This window comes from Glaciecola nitratireducens FR1064, assembly GCF_000226565.1.
GTDB classification, from domain to species: Bacteria; Pseudomonadota; Gammaproteobacteria; order Enterobacterales; family Alteromonadaceae; genus Glaciecola; species Glaciecola nitratireducens.
The window spans coordinates 4,057,875-4,076,354 of the sequence record NC_016041.1; the positions used below are offsets into that span (position 1 = coordinate 4,057,875).

The 18,480-nt window shown below is 43.7% G+C and carries 20 protein-coding genes; 6 read left to right on the forward strand and 14 right to left on the reverse strand.

Annotated elements, in window-relative coordinates; genetic code table 11:
- Nucleotides 1–129 precede the first annotated feature (129 nt).
- Nucleotides 130–642 carry a molybdenum cofactor biosynthesis protein B gene (gene moaB, locus GNIT_RS17175; protein WP_014110592.1) on the reverse strand — a complete coding sequence of 171 codons (513 nt, stop codon included), beginning with the start codon at nt 640–642 and terminating at the stop codon, nt 130–132.
- A 131-nt stretch (nt 643–773) separates the two neighbouring features.
- Here moaB and GNIT_RS17180 point away from each other — a divergent pair, with 131 nt between their 5' ends.
- Entirely contained in the window at nt 774–1,463 is a 690-nt protein-coding gene (locus tag GNIT_RS17180; protein ID WP_014110593.1) for a tRNA-uridine aminocarboxypropyltransferase, read from the forward strand.
- Nucleotides 1,464–1,479: 16 nt separating this feature from the next.
- Here GNIT_RS17180 and GNIT_RS17185 read toward each other — a convergent pair whose 3' ends face one another.
- Nucleotides 1,480–1,863 (reverse strand): VOC family protein, encoded by a 384-nt coding sequence (locus GNIT_RS17185; protein WP_014110594.1) that lies wholly within the window; start codon nt 1,861–1,863, stop codon nt 1,480–1,482.
- Between the two features lie 269 nt (nt 1,864–2,132).
- On the opposite strand from GNIT_RS17185, the gene GNIT_RS17190 reads away from it, so the two are divergent.
- Nucleotides 2,133–3,872 carry an amidase gene (locus GNIT_RS17190; RefSeq protein WP_014110595.1) on the forward strand — a complete coding sequence of 580 codons (1,740 nt, stop codon included), beginning with the start codon at nt 2,133–2,135 and terminating at the stop codon, nt 3,870–3,872.
- A 167-nt stretch (nt 3,873–4,039) separates the two neighbouring features.
- On the opposite strand, the gene GNIT_RS17195 is transcribed toward GNIT_RS17190, so the two are convergent.
- From GNIT_RS17195 to GNIT_RS17205, 3 genes are all read right to left on the reverse strand, one after another.
- On the reverse strand, nt 4,040–4,333 hold the full coding sequence (locus GNIT_RS17195) for a high-potential iron-sulfur protein (RefSeq protein WP_014110597.1): 294 nt from the start codon (nt 4,331–4,333) through the stop codon (nt 4,040–4,042).
- A 352-nt stretch (nt 4,334–4,685) separates the two neighbouring features.
- On the reverse strand, nt 4,686–5,378 hold the full coding sequence (locus GNIT_RS17200; protein ID WP_014110599.1) for a flavin reductase family protein: 693 nt from the start codon (nt 5,376–5,378) through the stop codon (nt 4,686–4,688).
- Nucleotide 5,379: 1 nt separating this feature from the next.
- Nucleotides 5,380–5,571, reverse strand: coding sequence for a zinc ribbon domain-containing protein (locus GNIT_RS17205; protein ID WP_014110600.1), 192 nt, complete (start codon nt 5,569–5,571; stop codon nt 5,380–5,382).
- A gap of 253 nt (nt 5,572–5,824) precedes the next feature.
- Between GNIT_RS17205 and GNIT_RS17210 the strand changes: the two genes are divergently transcribed.
- The 4 genes from GNIT_RS17210 to GNIT_RS17225 all read left to right on the forward strand — a co-directional run bounded on the left by GNIT_RS17210 (nt 5,825) and on the right by GNIT_RS17225 (nt 9,455).
- The gene (locus GNIT_RS17210; protein ID WP_238526915.1) at nt 5,825–6,061 is read left to right on the forward strand and encodes a hypothetical protein; all 237 of its coding nucleotides are present in this window, start codon (nt 5,825–5,827) and stop codon (nt 6,059–6,061) included.
- A 230-nt stretch (nt 6,062–6,291) separates the two neighbouring features.
- Nucleotides 6,292–8,526 (forward strand): exonuclease domain-containing protein, encoded by a 2,235-nt coding sequence (locus GNIT_RS17215; protein WP_337999074.1) that lies wholly within the window; start codon nt 6,292–6,294, stop codon nt 8,524–8,526.
- 121 nt (nt 8,527–8,647) lie between these two features.
- Nucleotides 8,648–9,109 carry a hypothetical protein gene (locus tag GNIT_RS17220; protein ID WP_014110605.1) on the forward strand — a complete coding sequence of 154 codons (462 nt, stop codon included), beginning with the start codon at nt 8,648–8,650 and terminating at the stop codon, nt 9,107–9,109.
- Nucleotides 9,110–9,167: 58 nt separating this feature from the next.
- Entirely contained in the window at nt 9,168–9,455 is a 288-nt protein-coding gene (locus GNIT_RS17225; RefSeq protein WP_238526917.1) for a TIGR03643 family protein, read from the forward strand.
- A 100-nt stretch (nt 9,456–9,555) separates the two neighbouring features.
- Here GNIT_RS17225 and GNIT_RS17230 read toward each other — a convergent pair whose 3' ends face one another.
- The 9 genes from GNIT_RS17230 to GNIT_RS17270 form a co-directional block, all read right to left on the reverse strand.
- Nucleotides 9,556–10,302, reverse strand: coding sequence for a DUF4919 domain-containing protein (locus tag GNIT_RS17230; RefSeq protein WP_238526918.1), 747 nt, complete (start codon nt 10,300–10,302; stop codon nt 9,556–9,558).
- Nucleotides 10,303–10,319: 17 nt separating this feature from the next.
- Nucleotides 10,320–10,796, reverse strand: a complete 477-nt coding sequence (locus tag GNIT_RS18560; RefSeq protein WP_014110607.1) for a VF530 family protein — start codon at nt 10,794–10,796, stop codon at nt 10,320–10,322.
- A 23-nt stretch (nt 10,797–10,819) separates the two neighbouring features.
- The gene (locus GNIT_RS18130; RefSeq protein ID WP_041246500.1) at nt 10,820–11,845 is read right to left on the reverse strand and encodes an AgmX/PglI C-terminal domain-containing protein; all 1,026 of its coding nucleotides are present in this window, start codon (nt 11,843–11,845) and stop codon (nt 10,820–10,822) included.
- Nucleotides 11,842–12,426: an ExbD/TolR family protein gene (locus GNIT_RS17245; RefSeq protein ID WP_014110610.1), complete on the reverse strand. Its 585-nt coding sequence runs from the start codon at nt 12,424–12,426 to the stop codon at nt 11,842–11,844. The genes GNIT_RS18130 and GNIT_RS17245 overlap by 4 nt, the downstream gene beginning before the upstream one ends.
- Nucleotides 12,423–13,013, reverse strand: a complete 591-nt coding sequence (locus GNIT_RS17250; RefSeq protein ID WP_014110611.1) for an ExbD/TolR family protein — start codon at nt 13,011–13,013, stop codon at nt 12,423–12,425. Before GNIT_RS17250 ends, GNIT_RS17245 begins: the two co-directional genes overlap by 4 nt.
- A gap of 11 nt (nt 13,014–13,024) precedes the next feature.
- On the reverse strand, nt 13,025–13,681 hold the full coding sequence (locus GNIT_RS17255) for a MotA/TolQ/ExbB proton channel family protein (RefSeq protein WP_014110612.1): 657 nt from the start codon (nt 13,679–13,681) through the stop codon (nt 13,025–13,027).
- Nucleotides 13,682–13,842: 161 nt separating this feature from the next.
- On the reverse strand, nt 13,843–14,334 hold the full coding sequence (locus tag GNIT_RS17260) for a hypothetical protein (RefSeq protein ID WP_083822468.1): 492 nt from the start codon (nt 14,332–14,334) through the stop codon (nt 13,843–13,845).
- Nucleotides 14,327–15,199 (reverse strand): tetratricopeptide repeat protein, encoded by an 873-nt coding sequence (locus tag GNIT_RS17265; protein WP_041246501.1) that lies wholly within the window; start codon nt 15,197–15,199, stop codon nt 14,327–14,329. The genes GNIT_RS17260 and GNIT_RS17265 overlap by 8 nt, the downstream gene beginning before the upstream one ends.
- Nucleotides 15,186–18,479: a tetratricopeptide repeat protein gene (locus tag GNIT_RS17270; RefSeq protein ID WP_014110615.1), complete on the reverse strand. Its 3,294-nt coding sequence runs from the start codon at nt 18,477–18,479 to the stop codon at nt 15,186–15,188. Before GNIT_RS17270 ends, GNIT_RS17265 begins: the two co-directional genes overlap by 14 nt.
- Nucleotide 18,480: the final 1 nt, after the last annotated feature.

The following is an 18,480-nucleotide window of genomic DNA, read 5'->3' on the forward strand; positions in this document are numbered from 1 at the left end:
TCTACACCTAAGCTACGCTCTACACATAAGCGACTTTCTGCATTTAAGCAGCACTCTTACTCCGCGTTCTTACTCCGCGTTCTTACTCAGCGTTCTTCATTCACGCATAAATAAGACACGGTGTTTCGCTTATTTAGTCCACTTCTCAGTTAAGTGACCAACGAAATTACAAGGTCGATACGCGCTGTTCAATTGTTTTTCAATAATATTATTCCATGCAGTTTTACACGCGCCCGTTGAACCAGGAACGCAAAAAATCACGGTGTTATTGGCTAATCCAGCTAGAGCTCGGGACTGAATAGTCGACACACCAATTTCTTCTAAAGAAATAGCTCTAAACACTTCACCGAAACCTTCAACGTGCTTGTCGAATAACACGGACATAGCTTCAGGTGTTGAGTCGCGACCTGAAAACCCAGTGCCACCGGTCGTTACAATAGCGTGAATATTTTCGTCCGCAATCCAAGCTGAGGTGACCGCGCGAATTTTATACACATCATCAACCACAATTTGTTTGTCTGCGATGCGATGGCCAGCGTCGGTCACGGCTTCAACCAAGTAGTGACCTGACGTATCGGTTTCTTCACTGCGAGTATCTGAAATAGTCAGCACCGCAATATTTAAATAGGTTTGTTCTGTCATTATCTAATTCTATATACTGTGATTGTTACGATAAGCATAGCCTAAATGCCATCGGCTTTTTCTACAACGGTTTTATGCAGAAATCGCCATCAATGCCAAACAAGCGATCAGGTCATAAGGATACCTATACTTTGTCCAAACCCACAATTTGCCCTCAAGAAACAACGGGCCGAACACCAGATTCACTTGGTGGACAAAAAGAGCCTAGCAGGCGAAAAGTTTGCGGTAATTGCCAATACCCACTCAAAACCTGTGTTTGTTCGGTATTGACTCATATTGAAAATGAGACGAACGTGATTATCCTGCAAGATAAAAATGAAGTTAATAATGCGAAGAATACGGCCCGTCTATTGGCATTAAGTTTGAGCAAGATATCCATTGTGAAAAGCGACGATATCGAAAGTATGCGCAAGCTTGAAACAGCCTGCATTAAAAATCCAGCCGACTTTGCCCTGTTCTTTCCATCAAACAGCAGCAGCGCATTTGAAATCCATGTTTCGTCAAATTCAGAAACAGCTTTAAATGAGGTACAGGAAAAAGCGCCGGAAACCACTTGCTCAATCAAACATGTATTTTTCATTGATGGCACTTGGCGCAAAGCCAAGCGTCTTTATTTGAGTCATGATTGGCTGCAGCGTTTACCCAATTATCATTTCGACGAGTCAATACCAAGACAGTATCGTATTCGCAAAACCAGTGTAAAAAATGGCCTCTCTACACTTGAAGCCGTGGCCTACGTATTATCAAAAACCGATGATGCCAATGTACAAGCACTGCATGACTTATTTGAAAAAATGCAGTCGCACTGGCCAGAAAGCTGATCCCTGCACACAGAAATTAATCTTCTAAGCCGAGATCAGACCATACTGCAAACTCATTGCCACTTGGCTCATGAAAATGAAAACGTCGGCCTCCTGGGAAAGCAAATATGGGTTTAGTAATTTCCCCACCCGCATTTTCAACTTTCTGCATCGTAGACTCTAAGTCATTAGAATAAAAAATGAGAAGAGCTCCGCCCTGATCTTCGCGCGTTTGCAAATCTGCACAATAGAAGCCCCCATCAAGCCCTTCGTTACTAAATGAGACATAATCATCACCATACCAAGTTAATTGCCATGCGAAGGCCTTTTGAAAAAAGCCGCTTGTGGCTTTTAGATCCTTTGCCGCAAACTCAACATAGTTGAGTTTTTCATGCTTATCTTGATTCGTTGTTTTAGTCATAGTGCTTCTTCCTTGCCCTTTTTTATACCGTCAAAACACAGTCTTGAAATCAGCTATTGTGCCACAAATAACTGCTGGGACTGCCTTTGTGGTTGACACTGTCCGGTGCGGAGTTTTTCTATATGCTTGCTTTTATTTACACTTATTTATAATCTTCTAGTGGTAGCCCGCGCCACCAGATTCGATTACATTACGTGAGTCACGAAATTACGCAAGTCACAATAAATCGCCAAAAAGGCCCATACAAAAAACTATAATAAGGAATATGGATGAATCCATTAGCCAATATATTGAAAGAGAATGGTAGTTTTCGCTTAAATAAGCCAACACTGCTGTTTTGCTTGTTAAGTTCAACGAGCTTATTCTCAATGAACGCTCTCGCATTAAATAACGAACAACAGCAATTTATTGGTGCCCCAATGAGTGCTCAAATTGCGCCAAACGTTACAGACATGATTAACGCTGATACTGTGGATACACGCTTAATTTTAGAACTTAGCGCAAGCGAACAGGCAAAACTAATCAGGGAGGGCAAACTTAGCTCAAGCGCACTTGTTTCGGCTTATTTAGCTCGCATCGACGCTATGGACAGACAGGGGCCAAATGTTCAGTCGATATTATCGCTAAATCCTAACGCACAAGCAGAAGCAAAACAGAAAGACGCTGACCTAGCGGCAGGTAAACCCGTAGGTCGACTGCACGGCATTCCAATAGTAGTTAAAGACAATATTGAAACCAGTGAGCTGCCCACAACCGCAGGTTCTACTGCTTTGACTGACAATAATACCCAGCGCGACGCACCGATCATTGCTCGTTTAAAAGCAGAAGGCGCAATAATCTTAGGTAAAACTAATTTGTCACAGTGGGCAAACTTTCGCTCGAACGATTCGGTAAGTGGTTGGAGCGCCATCGGCGGCCAAACACGCAACCCTCACAGCCTTGATCGCACACCATGTGGCTCATCGTCTGGCTCGGGTGCTGCAATGGCCGCTCAGTTCGCCTCACTAGCAATTGGTACAGAAACCAACGGCTCTATCATTTGCCCATCAGCAATGAATGGCATAGTGGGCGTGAAGCCAACCGTGGGATTGTTGTCGCGCACCCATATCGTGCCGATTTCTGTCACGCAAGATACAGCGGGCCCAATGACGCGTTCTGTTGCAGATGCCGCACTTATGCTGTCAATCATGGCCGGCACGGATAAAGCAGACCCTTATACAAGCTTAGCTGACGAGCGCAAGAGCGACTATACAATTGGCTTAGACAAACCACTAAAGGGCAAGCGTATTGGTGTATTTACGGCGGTGCAAGGTAATCACCCTGCGATTATCAACGCTTTCGAATCTTCAGCAAAGACCATGGAAGCATTGGGTGCCGAATTGGTAACCATCGACAAGTTCGAGACGCCGGAAGGTTTTTGGGGCAAAGCACTAAACGTACTATTAACTGAATTTAAGCATGAGCTAAATTTGTATTTGGAAAATGCAGCGCCTGCAGTTAAAACGCGCTCATTAGCCGACCTCATTACCTTCAATGATAATAGCAAGCGTGAGTTGGTTATTTTTGACCAAAGCTTGTTTGTCCGTTCGCAAGCGACCACAGGTTACGATGATGAATATCAAGAAAACGTGGCTTTTTTGCAAAACGCGACTAGAAAGGAAGGTATTGACTTACTGCTCTCAAAATACAAAGTAGATGCGATAATAATGCCTAGCCAAACAGCTGCATTCTTAATTGACCCAGTTTATGGTGATAGTTTTGCTGGCGGCTCTGCCGGGGCAGGTTGGTTGGCAGCGGTTGCAGGTTACCCTCATGTAAGTGTCCCTATGGGAACAATGAAAGGGCTGCCGATTAACCTGAGCTTTATAGGCAAAGCGTGGGACGAGGCATTACTATTGAACTTAGCGCATCAGTATGAAAAAGAAACCAAAGCGATGGTGAAGCCTAGCTTTGCGAGTGGCGCATATGAAACACCGTATTTTAAAGAGGCGATGCGTCCTTTGAAGTAAAATTGATAAAGCAGTTCAAGCGCTCAGCGTCGAGCTCATTATTTGCGAGCTCGCTGCTTACGTTTTAGCTGTATGACTCGTTATCTCGTCAAATAGAAACAAAAAAGGCTGCTTTGTAATAAAGCAGCCTTTCTTATCATTGGAGCTAGCGGTTTGCGTTTCGCAAATTAGCCTGCTTTTTTCATCCAAGCAGAACACCAGCCTTTCGCGTTCACTACTTTACCTGGGAAGATACCGCATGGACGCCATTCTTGGCCTGCTTCACCCTGTATGTATTGGCAATTTGCACAGTTGTTGCCTTCTACTTTTGACTCATGCACGTACTTTAAAGCAACAGCAGTTGGGTCATCTAATTTAACTTGTTCTTGTGCGTTCGCGCGAAGTGCAACGCCGCCTAAAGTTAAACCGATAAGAGTTGAGCCTGATAATTTTAAAAAGTCGCGACGATTAACATTGTTCATAGTGCGTATCCCAATTTGTAGACGAAAATAATAATGATTCTCTTTTACGTTAGCCCTAAAATGCAAAAACTCGCCAATAAAGGCGAGTTCGTGAGTCTAACGAAGTTGTTAATTACTTCTATATATACTTATACACAAACAATCCGGATCGATCTAGTTAAATAAAAAGTTAATTGCTGCGAATACGTCAATTTGTGTTTCTAATTGTGCAACAAATAACTATTCATCATCAACAGAGCTTTCGTCGCTGGGTAGCTTGACGAGTAACCAAACGATGAGCGCGACAACGCCGATAGCAATGCCGCAAACTAATAATAACTGATCTAAATTTGGTATCATGCTGATGCTCCCGTTAGGTCTTCTTTACCGGAATGGTATGTAATTTCTCATTCGCTTTAGCATATCCATACCGAGCGATCCGTTGAGTGGAATGATACGAGTCCAATGAAGAAATTGCCACCGAACCAGCAGCTTCAATATCAACATAGCCATCATCACTCACCCATTGAGGTTCAACAATTACCTCAACAATCTGCCCAATCACAAGCTCTGTCTGGTTAATTGCCAGAAGCTGTATATCCTGCACCTGCATGCCCAGTTTAATGTGTGACTCTAAGACATAAGGCGCCTTCACTTGGTCAGTCATTTGCGGCGTTAACCCTATTTTTTCGAATTCACTTTCTTCGAAATCGTACCTGGCTGACGTCTGATGCGCCTTTTCAACCATTGAAGCGCAAATATGGTTGATTGTATATTCGCCGGTATCTTTAATATTTTGCAGCGTATCGCGAGGCACAGTGTGCGGGCGCATTATCATGCCCAAAAGGGGCGGGTGCGCCCCAATGTGAAATACCGAGCTCACCACGGCAAGATTATCGACGCCTTTTGTACCGTCTTTTTTGCTAGCAGAACGAGTGCCTATCAAGTTACCGCTCTTAAAGCCGGATAATGAATTGATAAAATTGGCTCTAACGCGCTGTACCATATTATCGATGTCACTCGCATTAAAGTGTTTTGCTTGTGCATTAACCAACTTTTTATTCATCTCAGTCATCGTCCCTTTTGGCGATAATTTCAATTCCAAATCCGTTATCTATGATGCTTAACTCGATAGGAGAGCAGCAAATCTGGCAATCAACTATTTGCTGTTGACCAACGTCGTTCGCTTCATCAATCTCCAAATCGTTGTATGTCATACAATACGGACATTCAAATTTCTCAGCATTAGTTAGACTCATTTCTCTACCTTGTTAATATGTATCTCTTAAATACTTTACTCAAAAAAACACTGCACTTTTTTGACTTTGCCGGCGTAAAGAATATTGGTCTACTCTGCTGCAGCGCTCATTTGTATATTGCCGGCAGTTGATATTAATTCATCTTTACCTGTTGTGTTACGAATATAAAACTAAGTTGGACGTATTGCTTACTAGAAAATTTCCAAGAAGGTCCGATTTCGGTGTTTGCTTACTATGCAAACGAAAAACGTTTTTGACCTTTCATCATTTGATCCCAAAGAAAATGCATCGCCGTACGTTTTTCAAAAAGCACTACAGCAAACCTGAACTCGCAGCTGGCATTGATATTTGCAGGCAGTGTCACACCGGTTTACACAAGCGCTTTTCAGAAATGGAGCTAGCCAAACAGCTTAATAACATCGACGCTATTCAAAATGAACCTGCACTGGCTGAATACTTTAACTGGGTGAGTAAACAAAAAGTCCAATAGATGAACAACAAAACAAAATACTGTATATGCAAACAGTTATTTAGTATGCTTGCTATCACTGAATATTCACCACAAGCTGCGGCTAAGTCACATCCTTGCCCAACGGGCGCGCCGACTGATTGCATTAGCCCAATTGATGTGAAAACTACGATAAAGAGAAGAGCACACAAATATTGCGACCGTTACCAACTTACTATTACTTAAGCCACTTTCATGAGTTTTTAAAATTTGTGACTGGCCCCTGTGAGAGCTTATTAGACTCCAACGACAGGCTATTCATAGAAAGATTCATGTCACTTTCCAAGCCTCAAAAGTGCTTAATTGTGCGCTTCATTAATCGCAAGTCAATTTTCGTTAAACCCGCTTCTTATATTTATGAAGAAATTGAAAACATCGCTGATAATTTCGATTTTCTATTTCACGCAGAATGGTTTTCCCCCCTCAAACCAAAAAACGCGGCTGCATTTGTTGAGCACCTGACAAAAGACGAGATCATTCAAATAATCGATGATGTAAAGGCGCACAGCAACGCCAGTTCTAATCAGTTGGTTTACAAGAAATCACAAGCAAAAGCAGCGCTAATTGACTGCCTTTTAACTGGGGCTAGCAGCAAAGACATCGTCAAAACTGAGCTTGCAAAAAGCTATTGGCAAGGAAGTTTTGATAAACACATCAGCTATTTCCTGTATTTATATTTTGGCAATTTTCACTCAAAATTGAATCAATTTTCGATGCGCGATCTTGGTGTAATGCGCACACGCAAAGAACAAGCTCAAGTCATGGCTAGATTTGCAGACATAGAAAGCGCTAAATCAGCATTTTCTCTGCACTCTCTGCTCAATGAAATACGCATTCAACTTCCTTTGTTAAGCAGCGCTGCAAATGTAGTGGAAGAGCCAACGCCTGTGGTCGTTGAAGAGCAAATAATACAGGCATATTCCTCTTCAGGCACTGCACTCAATCCTGACAATGGACAATCCGAAAAACACGTTTTCATATTGTCCCACATAAGCAATCTGCCTGAGGCAATTGGAGCCAAAGCGCTTGATTTAGACGCAAAACTACAGTTTTTATTAGCAAGTGAACTGCTGAGCCTCGACGCAGCCTATGCTGTTCAACTTTTAAAATCCATAAACACTGACGCCGCACAAGAAAAATGGGTACGAGAAGCCTACAAACTTGGCTTAACAGAACAGGTAGAGACTGAACTAGAGCGCATTATACAGTCCCCTCTATCAGAAGATTTATTGGCTTTCGCTGAAGACTTTTTAGCACGTAAATATCACAAAAAACGCACGAGTGTGTTAACCGATATGCTGCGTGAAAACAGCCAAACTATCCAAATCGATGAAATGCACAAGGGCGCTGTCGAACGCGGTGTAGTAGCTTATTATGAGCAGCGAGAATGCCGTGCATTTCGAACCGAAAACGAAATTTGGCGAGCACTTTTCGGACTGTACTTTTGGCGTGAAATCTATGAGCTAGATGGCCTAGGACTCAGCAACGAGTTTGAGCATGTTCCAACATCTCTAAAAACCAACCAGTTCTATGAGTTCGCTTCAGAGCAAATTGAAGCTCGCTTAAGCACTACGGATACAAAGGCGACTCTAATTCAGCAGCTATCTATGTCCGCAGCCAAGTACTACGGCCAAGGCAATATTGTTTTTAGATGGCGAAAGAACATATTAGAACGCCTTATACTCTTGATTAATCATAGTAAGCTCGATGCCATGTTGGCTTTATTGAAAGCGATGACACAAGACTGGAAAAATTTAAGCGACGGATTTCCAGACCTAATGCTGATTGAAAACGATAAACTGCGTTTTGAAGAGGTGAAATCTGAAGGTGATCAACTTCGACGCAATCAGTTGCTCAGCATTCAAAAGCTGCAAAGCTTGGGTTTTGATGTGCGAATTACCAATGTAACTTGGACTATCGACCCTCTTCAGCCATACGCTGTGATTGATATTGAAACCACCGGCGGGCGAGCACAACATCATCGTATTACAGAAGTAGGAATAGTTAAAATGATCGGCGGCGAAGTTGTTGCCGAATGGCAATCGCTAATTAATCCTGAGCGACGCATTCCGCATAATATTACCTCATTAACGGGTATCGACAACGACATGGTTGCCGATGCGCCACTGTTTGCGGAAGTGGCCGATGATATCGATGAATTCACCGATGGCTGTGTATTCGTGGCACACAACGTTAATTTCGATTACGGCTTTATCAAAGAGGAATTTAACCGACTAGAGCGACACTATCGCCGACCAAAGCTGTGTACGGTAAGAGAAATGCGCAAGCACTACAAAGGCTTATCTTCGTATTCGTTGGCCAACCTTACCAAGCATTTTGGCATTGATATGCAGCGCCATCACAGAGCAATGTCGGATGCCGTGGCCGCTGGTGAGCTGCTAAATATGGTAAATGAAAAACGATTAGCAAAAGACAATGAACGCTGACAACGGCTTAGACTAAACAAAATCGGTCTAATTTACATAAGCGATAAGCCTGCTATTAATTTGCTAGAACATTCATTTAATGCGTGCTTTACTAGCAAACCAAAGGATTAAGGGAATTCCTATGCAGCAAAGAAATAAGCTAAAAGAACTCAGCATCAGCATGCTAATTGGCCTATTGTGTTTGCTAGTATTCGCCGCGCTCAGTTACAACGCAATATCAGCGTATTTATTCGGACAAAGCACTTATGGTGAAATTGTTGAGTATACCGTAGCACGTGATAGACCGAGTTATTACACGGCTTCAGATAGAACGCCAGAGCGTCACGAGATACTAGTTGAGTACGCGGTAAATGACCAACCCTACTGGATTTTAGTAAATTCACACGCTTATTCTGCTATGGGAATGCTTAACACAGGCGAAAAAATGCTGGTTTCTTACGCCAAAGAATATCCGGAGCATGGATACGTTATGAGTTACATGTTATTCAGCGTTTCTGCATCAATATTAGCGCCTTTCATCTTACTTATTTTCTTAGTGGTAACACCTCAGTGGCTTTATCACCTCCGTAAATCCGCTAGGTAAACTGCATCAAGCGGGTATTCAATGAATCCAAACCATCACAAACACAGTAATAAACACCATGAAAACAAACTTTAAGCAAAAAATGAATCAGTTCACCGAAGAGGAAACCTCACGCATTATTGAGATGGCCTGGGAAGACCGTACTCCTTTTGAAGCGATAGAGAGACTATTCGGAGTAGGTGAGCCAGAAGTCATCGAAATTATGCGCCGCAATATTAAGCGTAAAACGTTCAACAATTGGCGTGCGAGGGTGAGCGGGCGCAAAACAAAGCATCTAAAACTCCGAAGCCCCGACGTCAGCCGTGGTTACTGTTCAACCCAGTACAAACCCGTGCGCAAACGCTAAATACCTAAGGTCATTGACACATCGTCCGTCATCCTTGCGGAGGCAAGGACCTCCCAACTATATCTTCCTTCATCCTTGCGAAGAGTAACTGGACAAACTGCTATTGACGGCTTTCGATGTCGTCAAAAATACCGCGGCGAAATTGAGCGGTAACGTCAAAGTACCACGTGCTTTCTTGCATAGTTTGAGGATCTTCAACTTGAATCGCGTCAATCGGCCTTTGCTCGTAATAAACTAGCGACTGGCTTGTGGTCATTAAGCCGTTCAGTTGCACAAACGCATACAGATCGTTGCTGCTAGTAATATAAAATGCTGTCGCAGGTGTTTTGCCATCGCCAGAGCGCCATATAGCGTCCATGAAGCCATCCAACATAACATTATGATACTGACTCAGGTCACTTTGGCCTAGCTCGCTGTGACAGACCATAGCCCCATAGTGCCCAGTTAGGCTTGTGTAGTTCTCTTCCAATATTAACGAGGTTGCTGTTAAGCAAGCTTCCCAATTTTGTTGTTCCATACTTTCAAATGCGAGCAGCTTTTGTGCTTGTTCCACGTTCGCATAGGGACTGTAATTCGAAGTGAGTGGATAAATTCGAACAATCGCATCGAAGTCGAGGTTCGAGCCTTCTTCGCGTTTGAATTTAGCCACAAGCGCGATGTAATCATTGTCTGCTTTATCGTAGTTAAGAATTTGCTGTTTATCGTCACGCTTGCCGTCATTTTTTTCGGTCTTTGAGGCAGTTAGCGCTTTATTTGCACCAACAGACTCAGTTGCTTGATTACCGGTTGAGCCGCAAGCAGCAATAATGAAAATAGCAAAGAGTGTAATAGCCATCTTAAAGAGCAAACAGGGTGCCTTCATGCTTAATATGACTCCGGGCGATACTTCTTGTGAAATGTTTTTAAATAAAGCCGCTCTACTTTTTCACGAGCCCAAGGAGTTCTGCGTAAAAATTTTAGGCTACTCTTCACAGAAGCATCAGATTTAAAGCAATTAATGTTGATACGATAGGCTAAACCATCCCAACTATATTCAGCCTCTAACTCCTCAACAATAGTCTGCAGCTTAACGCCGTGTAGTGGGTTATTTGCTTGAGTCGGTTTAGTTTCAGGGGCAATGTTGGTCATACTGCTACTCGGCGAGTTCGCTGCTTGAGATGCATCGTTATCGACAGGTGCAGCTTCTTCTATGTTTTTGCCCACTAGGCCCTCAGCTTCGGCATCAACTGCATTATCACGGGGTTTAGTTGAGGCAGAAAAGGTTGAAGCGTCATCCGCCTCAACCTTTGGTGTTTTATCGCATTTTATGTCGCGCTGCTTATCGCTTTCTTTGTCACTCATATCGGCACACAACCTAGCGTTAATTAAAAAGGTAAGAAATTAAACGCGTATTCTAACTCAGTTGTGGTGACATTTTGAGCCCCAAAGTTAATTAATCCTATTCTGCCTATCAATTTCTCGACTAAGTCGGGGGCTTCTAATTCGCTGTTAATCAATTTCACTGATGATAATGTCCCGTCAGGCTCAATGGTTAGGCGCACTGTTAGCTTGCCTTCGATAGACGGATCTTGACGCAACGCACGACGATATAAAGAATACACAGCGCCTTTGTTGGCATCTAAGGTTTGCCTAATACTATCCAAGTCGCGGCTACCAATCACTTCTTGTGTTTCTTCAATGCGTTGCTGAGTAGCCAATGACGCTTCACCCATTTCAGCGGCAACAAATTCCGTATTCCGACGCCCTTCAAGCTCACCAGCAGCACCAACGTCTGAACTTAAACTTCCCAGCTTAATACCACCACTGGTTTTATTCGTTTCTCTGCCCAAAATTTTGCGCTGAGATGTGTCGGTTTGTCCACCACCTTGAGTTTGCTCAGTATTGGCTAAATTATTCAAATTAGCGGCCTCTCGCATACTCGCAAGCTGGTCTTGTAATGCCAATACGCCTTTACTTTTAGCTGATTCACGCGCCTGCTTGGTCTTTTCTTCCAGCGTTGGTTCTTTCGGCTTGGGTTTGGGCTTCGGTTTAGGCTCGGGTTTAGGCTCGGGCTTAGGCTCAGGTTTTGGTTCTGGCTTCGGCTCAGGCTTAGGCTCCTCCTTTGGCTTTTCAGGTTCAAGCACGGGCTCTGGTTTAGGTTCTGGCTCAATCACTTTTGGTGGTGGAGGAGGCTCTTTCGCCTTGATGACCTTTGCCAACTGGGGCGGCAACTGCTCACGTTCAGCTCTCGGCACCTCTGGTAATTCAGTTATTTTCACAAAAATCGCAATAGCCAAAGTACAGAGCAATACAAAAATAGTAATGCCCGTAAATATCGTATTTTCTTTGCTACTGCTTTCCCAAGGAAGCTGAGAATGAAAATACGTTGATGACAAGTTAGAGGTACTCATGAGCCATCACCATCGACGTTAACGTCAGCCTCTGCATCAGCAGGCGCAATATCGCTATTCGCTTCCAGTTGGTTCTCTACTGCAAGTGCAATATTGGTGTACCCAGCTTCAGCACTGGTTTGCATGATTTTTTTAAGAATTTCATACGGCACCGACTTATCACCCATTATGGTGATCGATAAACCAGGATCGTCGTCGCCAAGGTCTTCAGTATTGTCATCTGTTGATTTTACTGGCGTTCTCACGGTGCGAGACGCTTGGTAAAGCAGCTCTTCTTTTAATGCTTGAATTGTATAATCTTGTTGCGCATACAAATCCGCTGTTTTGGCAACGGGTTTACCTTGCAGTAAAATATTGTTGGCGTTGATCATCAATAACAAGGTTTCTTTGGCCGGTGTTTTTACGGTCGACTTGGGTAATTCTACCGAGTCGTCACGCTGCAATACCTGCACATCTGAAGCGTTAAGCATCAGGAAGAAAACCAAGATAGTAAAAATATCCATCAGCGACACTAGACTAAGCTTAGTGGTGCCGCGTTTGTGGTTGCGATCCATTCGTTTAGCTCGGGCTGACTTCTTCATTCAGCACCCCCCGCATTTTTCAGTTCGTATCGCGCTGGCGCTTCTGCTAGCGACACTTCCGGAAAAAGTTCAGCATCAACAACCGATGCTGCGACCACGTCTTTATAAGAGCGCGTTGCATCAATCAAGCTAATAATGGTTTGATAGTCGGTACTATCGGGCAGCATTAAGATAATGTCTTTTTTATCTACTGCCTTGGCTAAAAGTGTTTGCTTCACTAACTTCAAGGTATTCTGCAAGCCTGTAAAGTCGTGCTGCAAAGCAGGTTCTGCGCCAGTGGAAACAAGAGGCTCGCCGTCGTCATCCACAGCAGGTATTTTGGTAATTGTTTTTACCAAATAACCCTGTGGAAAAAAGATGTTTAATGACTCATCAGAAACCAAAATCTCCAAGCGTTGATCTTCAACAGATTCATCAGCCCCAAGTGCCTCAATGCCGGGGAGCCTTAGCTCCACAACTGTAATTCTTGAGAACACCATCATCATTAACAAAACAGGCACCAGTACAATCATCAAGTTCATGAAAGAGGTGATGTCTAATTCAGCGTCTTCTTTCTTGGCGTTACGCCCGTGGCGTCGTCCAATCATGGGAAGTCTTCCTACTCGTCTGAATGGCGCGTTTTAGGGCCTAAATTCTCTTTAGCAATCAGCGTGTTTAAACATTTCACGCCTGCCATTTCCATGCTGTCCACAATTTCAGCCGTTTTTGTATTCAACAGAGAATGTAGTAACAGTAATGGAATTGCAGCTATTAGACCGAATGCAGTCGTGTTCATCGCCACGGAGATACTTTGTGACAGCAAGCTCGCTTTCTCTGATGGATCTGCGTTTGCAACCGCGGAGAATGCGGCGATCAAACCGATAATCGTACCGAGTAGACCAAGCAGCGTAGAAATATTTGCTAGCATACCCAAATACTGTGTGCGTTTTTCGAGACGAGGAATGGTTTCCATCAATCCTTCTTCCATTGCATATTCAATATCTTCACGCCGCGGACTAACGCCTAAGCGTGTAATACCGGCACCAATAACACGTGCAATCGGCGCTGTGCTGTTCTGCGTTACTTGAATAATTCTGTCGAAGTTTGAGCTCGCTAACAAAGGCTCGATTTCACGGAATGCCTTCTTATTGGTGCGTTTTGCCGCACCCAAAAACCAATACCGTTCCAGCGCAATAGCCAGTCCTATAGCTAATACAATTGAGATAGGGAACATAAACGAGCCCCCTTCTTGGAAAAAGCGAACGATAGTATCCATGATATCCTCTTTAAAATAGTAATTATTTAGTAATCTAGTCTCAATAGTTCAGGATGAACACAGCAGTTGAGCGCTAAAAAATAGGTTGTTAGTAGTCTATTCGAATACGTTTTAATATTATGTATTGTGAAACATCTACCTGTTGTTGAATTTATACCCAATCAATTAATTGATGTTTCGGCCTTCATACTAGCCTGGTTATTTTGAATCCCTTTAAGAAGTTTTATTTCCTTTAAAAAACTGTTTCTTTCCATAGGTTTAAGCTTAGTTTTAACGGGCGCCCATCGTTGTTCATTTCGATCGATACGCTGATACAAAGGTAATTGCCAAGGTACAATTGACAATACCTTTGGCTGCTCTTTATTTCCACGGATGGTTTCTTCTAAGCGCAAAATATCGTCTGTAGCGGAAGCATTTCCGTCAGATGCGACGGTTATGTCTAATGGGGTTTGTTCTTGCACTGTTTCTTGTACTGGCTTTTGTGTTAACTCTTGAGCTTGCGCTGCAGGAACTTGAGCATATAACTGAGTGTGTGCGCAAAATAAAAGCACGCTAAGCGCGGCAAAACGCTTCACTATTGGTTTTCTTTGTATGATGAGTGTTTGAAACGTCAATTTCTGACAAGTAGCTTTTAGTAATAGAGAATTATCCATTCGCTTGCTCCCGCTCGAGGGTTTTTATTTGGCGCTCGATATCTAGTATCCACTGACTAGTCAGCTTTTGCTCCTTCACCAACGATTTTGGCGCGGCTTCAACACTTTGAATTTGGAAATCAAGCAAAGCTTTATATATCTTGTAATCGTCTAGTGCTGCAGCTTTATCGCCGACATATAGGTCGTATAAAATACCTCGATTTCGATAACTATCCGCGTTTCCAGGCCATGCATCTATTGCCTGTGTGTAGTGAGCTTTGGCTAAGTTAAATTTACCGGCATTGCGATATATCAGCCCAAGTCGATTGTGCGCGTGGTAATTACTGCCCACTAGCTTGAGGGCCGTTTCATAGTCAACTATCGCTTTTTCGTTTTGCTCCTTCCCACGATAAACATCACCGCGCAAAACCCACACTGCGGTGTTCGGTGATGCAATAAAATCAGGGTCGTCAAGAACCCGCTGCACAGCAACTAGCGCTAGATCTGGTTCTCCATTAGCGAGTTGAGTAATCGCACTTTGCACATCGCGTAACTGACCTGAATTGAGTTTCGCTTGTTTTTCTTTGTCCAATTTAAAAGCATTCATGGTGCCCATTAAGGCCCGCGCCTTAGCTGCAAGCGCTTGTTCTTCTAGCTCCTCGGCTGTAAGTGGAACGGGCGGCGTTGCCCCTTTAAGACCTTCAGTCTCAACGCCACTTTCTTCTGATTGCGCTGTCACACTAGGTGACGTTTCATTCGTTTGTGTTTTCTCATCTTCCCCGCTCGAAAAGACGGGGAAGGTAGGCATACTCGAACAACCCGACAAGCTAGCAGAAAGAACAACCATAACAGCCAAAAGCCGTAATTTGGTATTATTCAAAATCATTAGCGCTCAACTCCTGAATTTGTTCCGGTTTGCGGTAACGCACGGGCAATAAGTTTTCGAGTTTCTTCAAGCTCTCTTTTACCCAGTCGTCGTATAAACCACCGTGGGCGCGTTTAGCATTGTTTTCATGCAAGGTAATTGAGGTTTCCTCAAACGGAAAGGCTTGTTCTTCTAATAACAACTCATACTGGTCTAACTCTAGTGCAGAAAGCCCATTTGGACGGCTCGATTCCATCAAGTCTTTTGCCAATACCGAGTACAAATTAGCCAATGAATAATTTGCTTGTGTCGTGTATTCAGCGATGCCATATGCCATAACGCCATCATATCGAGAAATGGCATTTTTAAGGGCATTTTGCTTACGCTGCAGACTCTTGTTCAATGGTAAGGTGAGTTTAATTTTCTGATATGCAGTATCGGCGTCGGTGGCAAATACCATTGATGCCATTGCGGCTAAATAACGAGAGCGAGCTGAGCGTTCACTGCCTGCTTTTTGATCTGCTTCAATCAGCTTGTTAAGCCAGAAACGACGCTTCGTTGCATCCCCTCTTTCACTGTAAAATTCGGTCAGTTTAAAGTGCGCTTCATTTGCATCGGCTAGCGGTCTCGGATAGCGATGAGCGTAGCTTCTGTAGGTGTTTAACGATGTTTCTTTGTCGCCTGCTTTTAAGTAATAATCCGCCGCCACATAAAGAGACTCTCTACCTAATTCAGTATCAGGTTGAGCCTGATGCTGAGCCATTAATAATGCTGCGGCTGGCTGCCATTGTTCCGACTTTTCATAAGCTAGCAACAGCTTTCCAGGGATAGTCTTCGTTAATGGGTTGTTTGCGAAACGAGTTTGAAAATCAAGCAGCAGGGGCAGTGCTTGGCTAAAATCTTCAAGCGCTAGTAGGTACGTAGCTGCATCATATTGTGCAGCTGCTCTGAAGGTTGAAGATGGCGTCTCCTGAAGAATGCGTCGCAGTAGGGCCACACTTTCCAGCATAGCCAAGCGCTGGGTTTCACTTAGCTGCGCAAAGTCTCTACCTTCAGGTAGGGGCGCATCTAAGGTTTGCTTTACTTTTGCTCTGGCTAACAACTGTTCTGACTGTTGGAAAAAGGTGGCGGCTAAGCGATTCGTCAACTCTTGAACACGCTCATCGTCTGCTGGAAGGATGTTTAACAATGTTTCATAACCAGCTTGTGCAACTTGATAATTTTCCAACGCGAAATTACCGTGCGCGAAAACTAATCTGGCTGAAATTAAAGCCTCGGCGCTGACATCGTGCACCGCAATGTGCTTATCAACTAAGCTTGCTTGGGGCAGATTTGCTTCAGCGTAGGCCAAGCCCTTGAGTTTATCGCTGGACAGCAGCCAGTCACTCCACTCCATGGCATCTCGATATTGTTGCTGTTCAAACAAACGTTGCATGAGTGACTGCGCCACATTTACGGTACGCGAGTCGGCAGCAAATGTATTAACAAACAAGCGTTGGCTGAACATCTTTCTGGTTTCTAACTTTTGCTTAAAGTCAGCATCGCGGTTAAGCGCATTTTCGCTTAACTTTTCAAACAACAATAACGCTGCATACGCTGCCTCGCTGGCTAATGGGTTAGGAATATCTTGATACGCATAAATTTCAAAGCTTTCAATAGCTAGGTTGAATTTATTCGCAGAACTTAAAGCTTCAGCGAGATAAAAGCGCATTTGTGGCACTTCGTCATCTGGTGAAAAAGTACGAATAAACTGGTCGTAATAGCCTGCAGCATTTTCAAAAGCGGTTTGTTTAATATTATTTAAGTCACTGACTGACGCCGTGCTCCAAGAAGCACTCTGAGCATCAGATATCGACGATCCTACAAAAGCCCCTTCCGCCGTCTCGCCATCAAGCAATTCAGCATTCGATGCGAGCATATTCTCAACAGTTTGGGCAATGCTATGTTCGTTTTGTGCCAGTTCTTTTAGATACTGTCTTAAGTACGAAGCTGTTTGTAAGCCAATCAAGCTTTGAAGTCCCGAATAATGAGGCCCATCAACGCCATAAGCTTCGACAAAACTCTGCTTACCTTCTAATACCAATGGCGGGAAGTTTCCTAGGATGTAAGCGTCAATGTGCTTTACATAGAACTCGACCGCACGCTCATGCTGAGGATAGGTATTCGCAAAAACGAGCAGAGTATCAGCGCTATCTTTATACCGACCATCGTTCAAATGCTGCTGCGCGAGCTCTTCGTAAATAAGATTTTCGTAAGCTCGCTGACCGTTGACGATAAAAAAGTCTTTAATTGCTTCGCCGTTGCCTTGGTAAGAGAACAGCAGCGCCATTATACGAAGCGTATCCTGCACTAGTTTTTGCTGACCTAAAGGCAGTGTGCTTATTTTAATGTGTGATTGTGTGTAGCTATTTTGATCTAAGGTTTCATCTAGCATTTTAGAAAATGACACCAACGCACTGCCATGTTCTTCTTGCTTAAAGTAGCTCCAACCCTGCATGTACGCGGAAATTCCATAAAAGTTATTCGACGCTATGTTGGCTGTTTGTTCCGACAATGCGAGCACTTGGCCATAGTTAACTACGGCCTTATCGTATTTTTGTCGATTAAAATAGTATTCACCAATACGAAAATACAGTTCAATATGATAGTTTGTTACGGCGTTAGTGTCGGTCGGAAATGTGGCTAGAAAACGTTGTGCTATCTCAACTGACTCGTCTGGTTTACCATCTAAATCAAGGGCCCGCGACAGTTGATACATTGCGTCCATGTACTTTGTTTCTGTGCGTTTCGCATCCGCGACTATTGCAGGGTCATCAGACAATAAGTCGGCTTGTGCAACAAGCTGAGCCTGCTGCGCTAATACTTCTCGGTAACGCGAAATAGCTTGATTGAAATAACTTGCGGGCTGCAGTTGGCCAATACCTGCAGCGGTGCTGCTGACTGTTGAACCGACAACGCTATTGTTGTTTGGCTTGCTAGCCTGCAAAGCCTCCAATGGAATACCTTCCTCTTGCGCTTTTTCGGCGAGCTGCATTTCAATATCAGCTAGTCTAAATGACACCTGTTGACGCTGCTTTTCATCTTTTAAAAACGGCAATAACGCCGCATATTCATCGCGAGTTTCCTTGAGTGAAAGTCGAGGCGCAATTGAGGGTTCAACTTTTAAAGGCTGAAGATCCAGCTCCGCTAAAGTAGGTCGGTTACTGATACCTTCGTTAATTATCGACGTTTCTTCTTCAGCGCTAAACATACTGCAGCTGGTCAGCACGATAGAAAGAGAAAGTATAAGGATTTTTTTCATC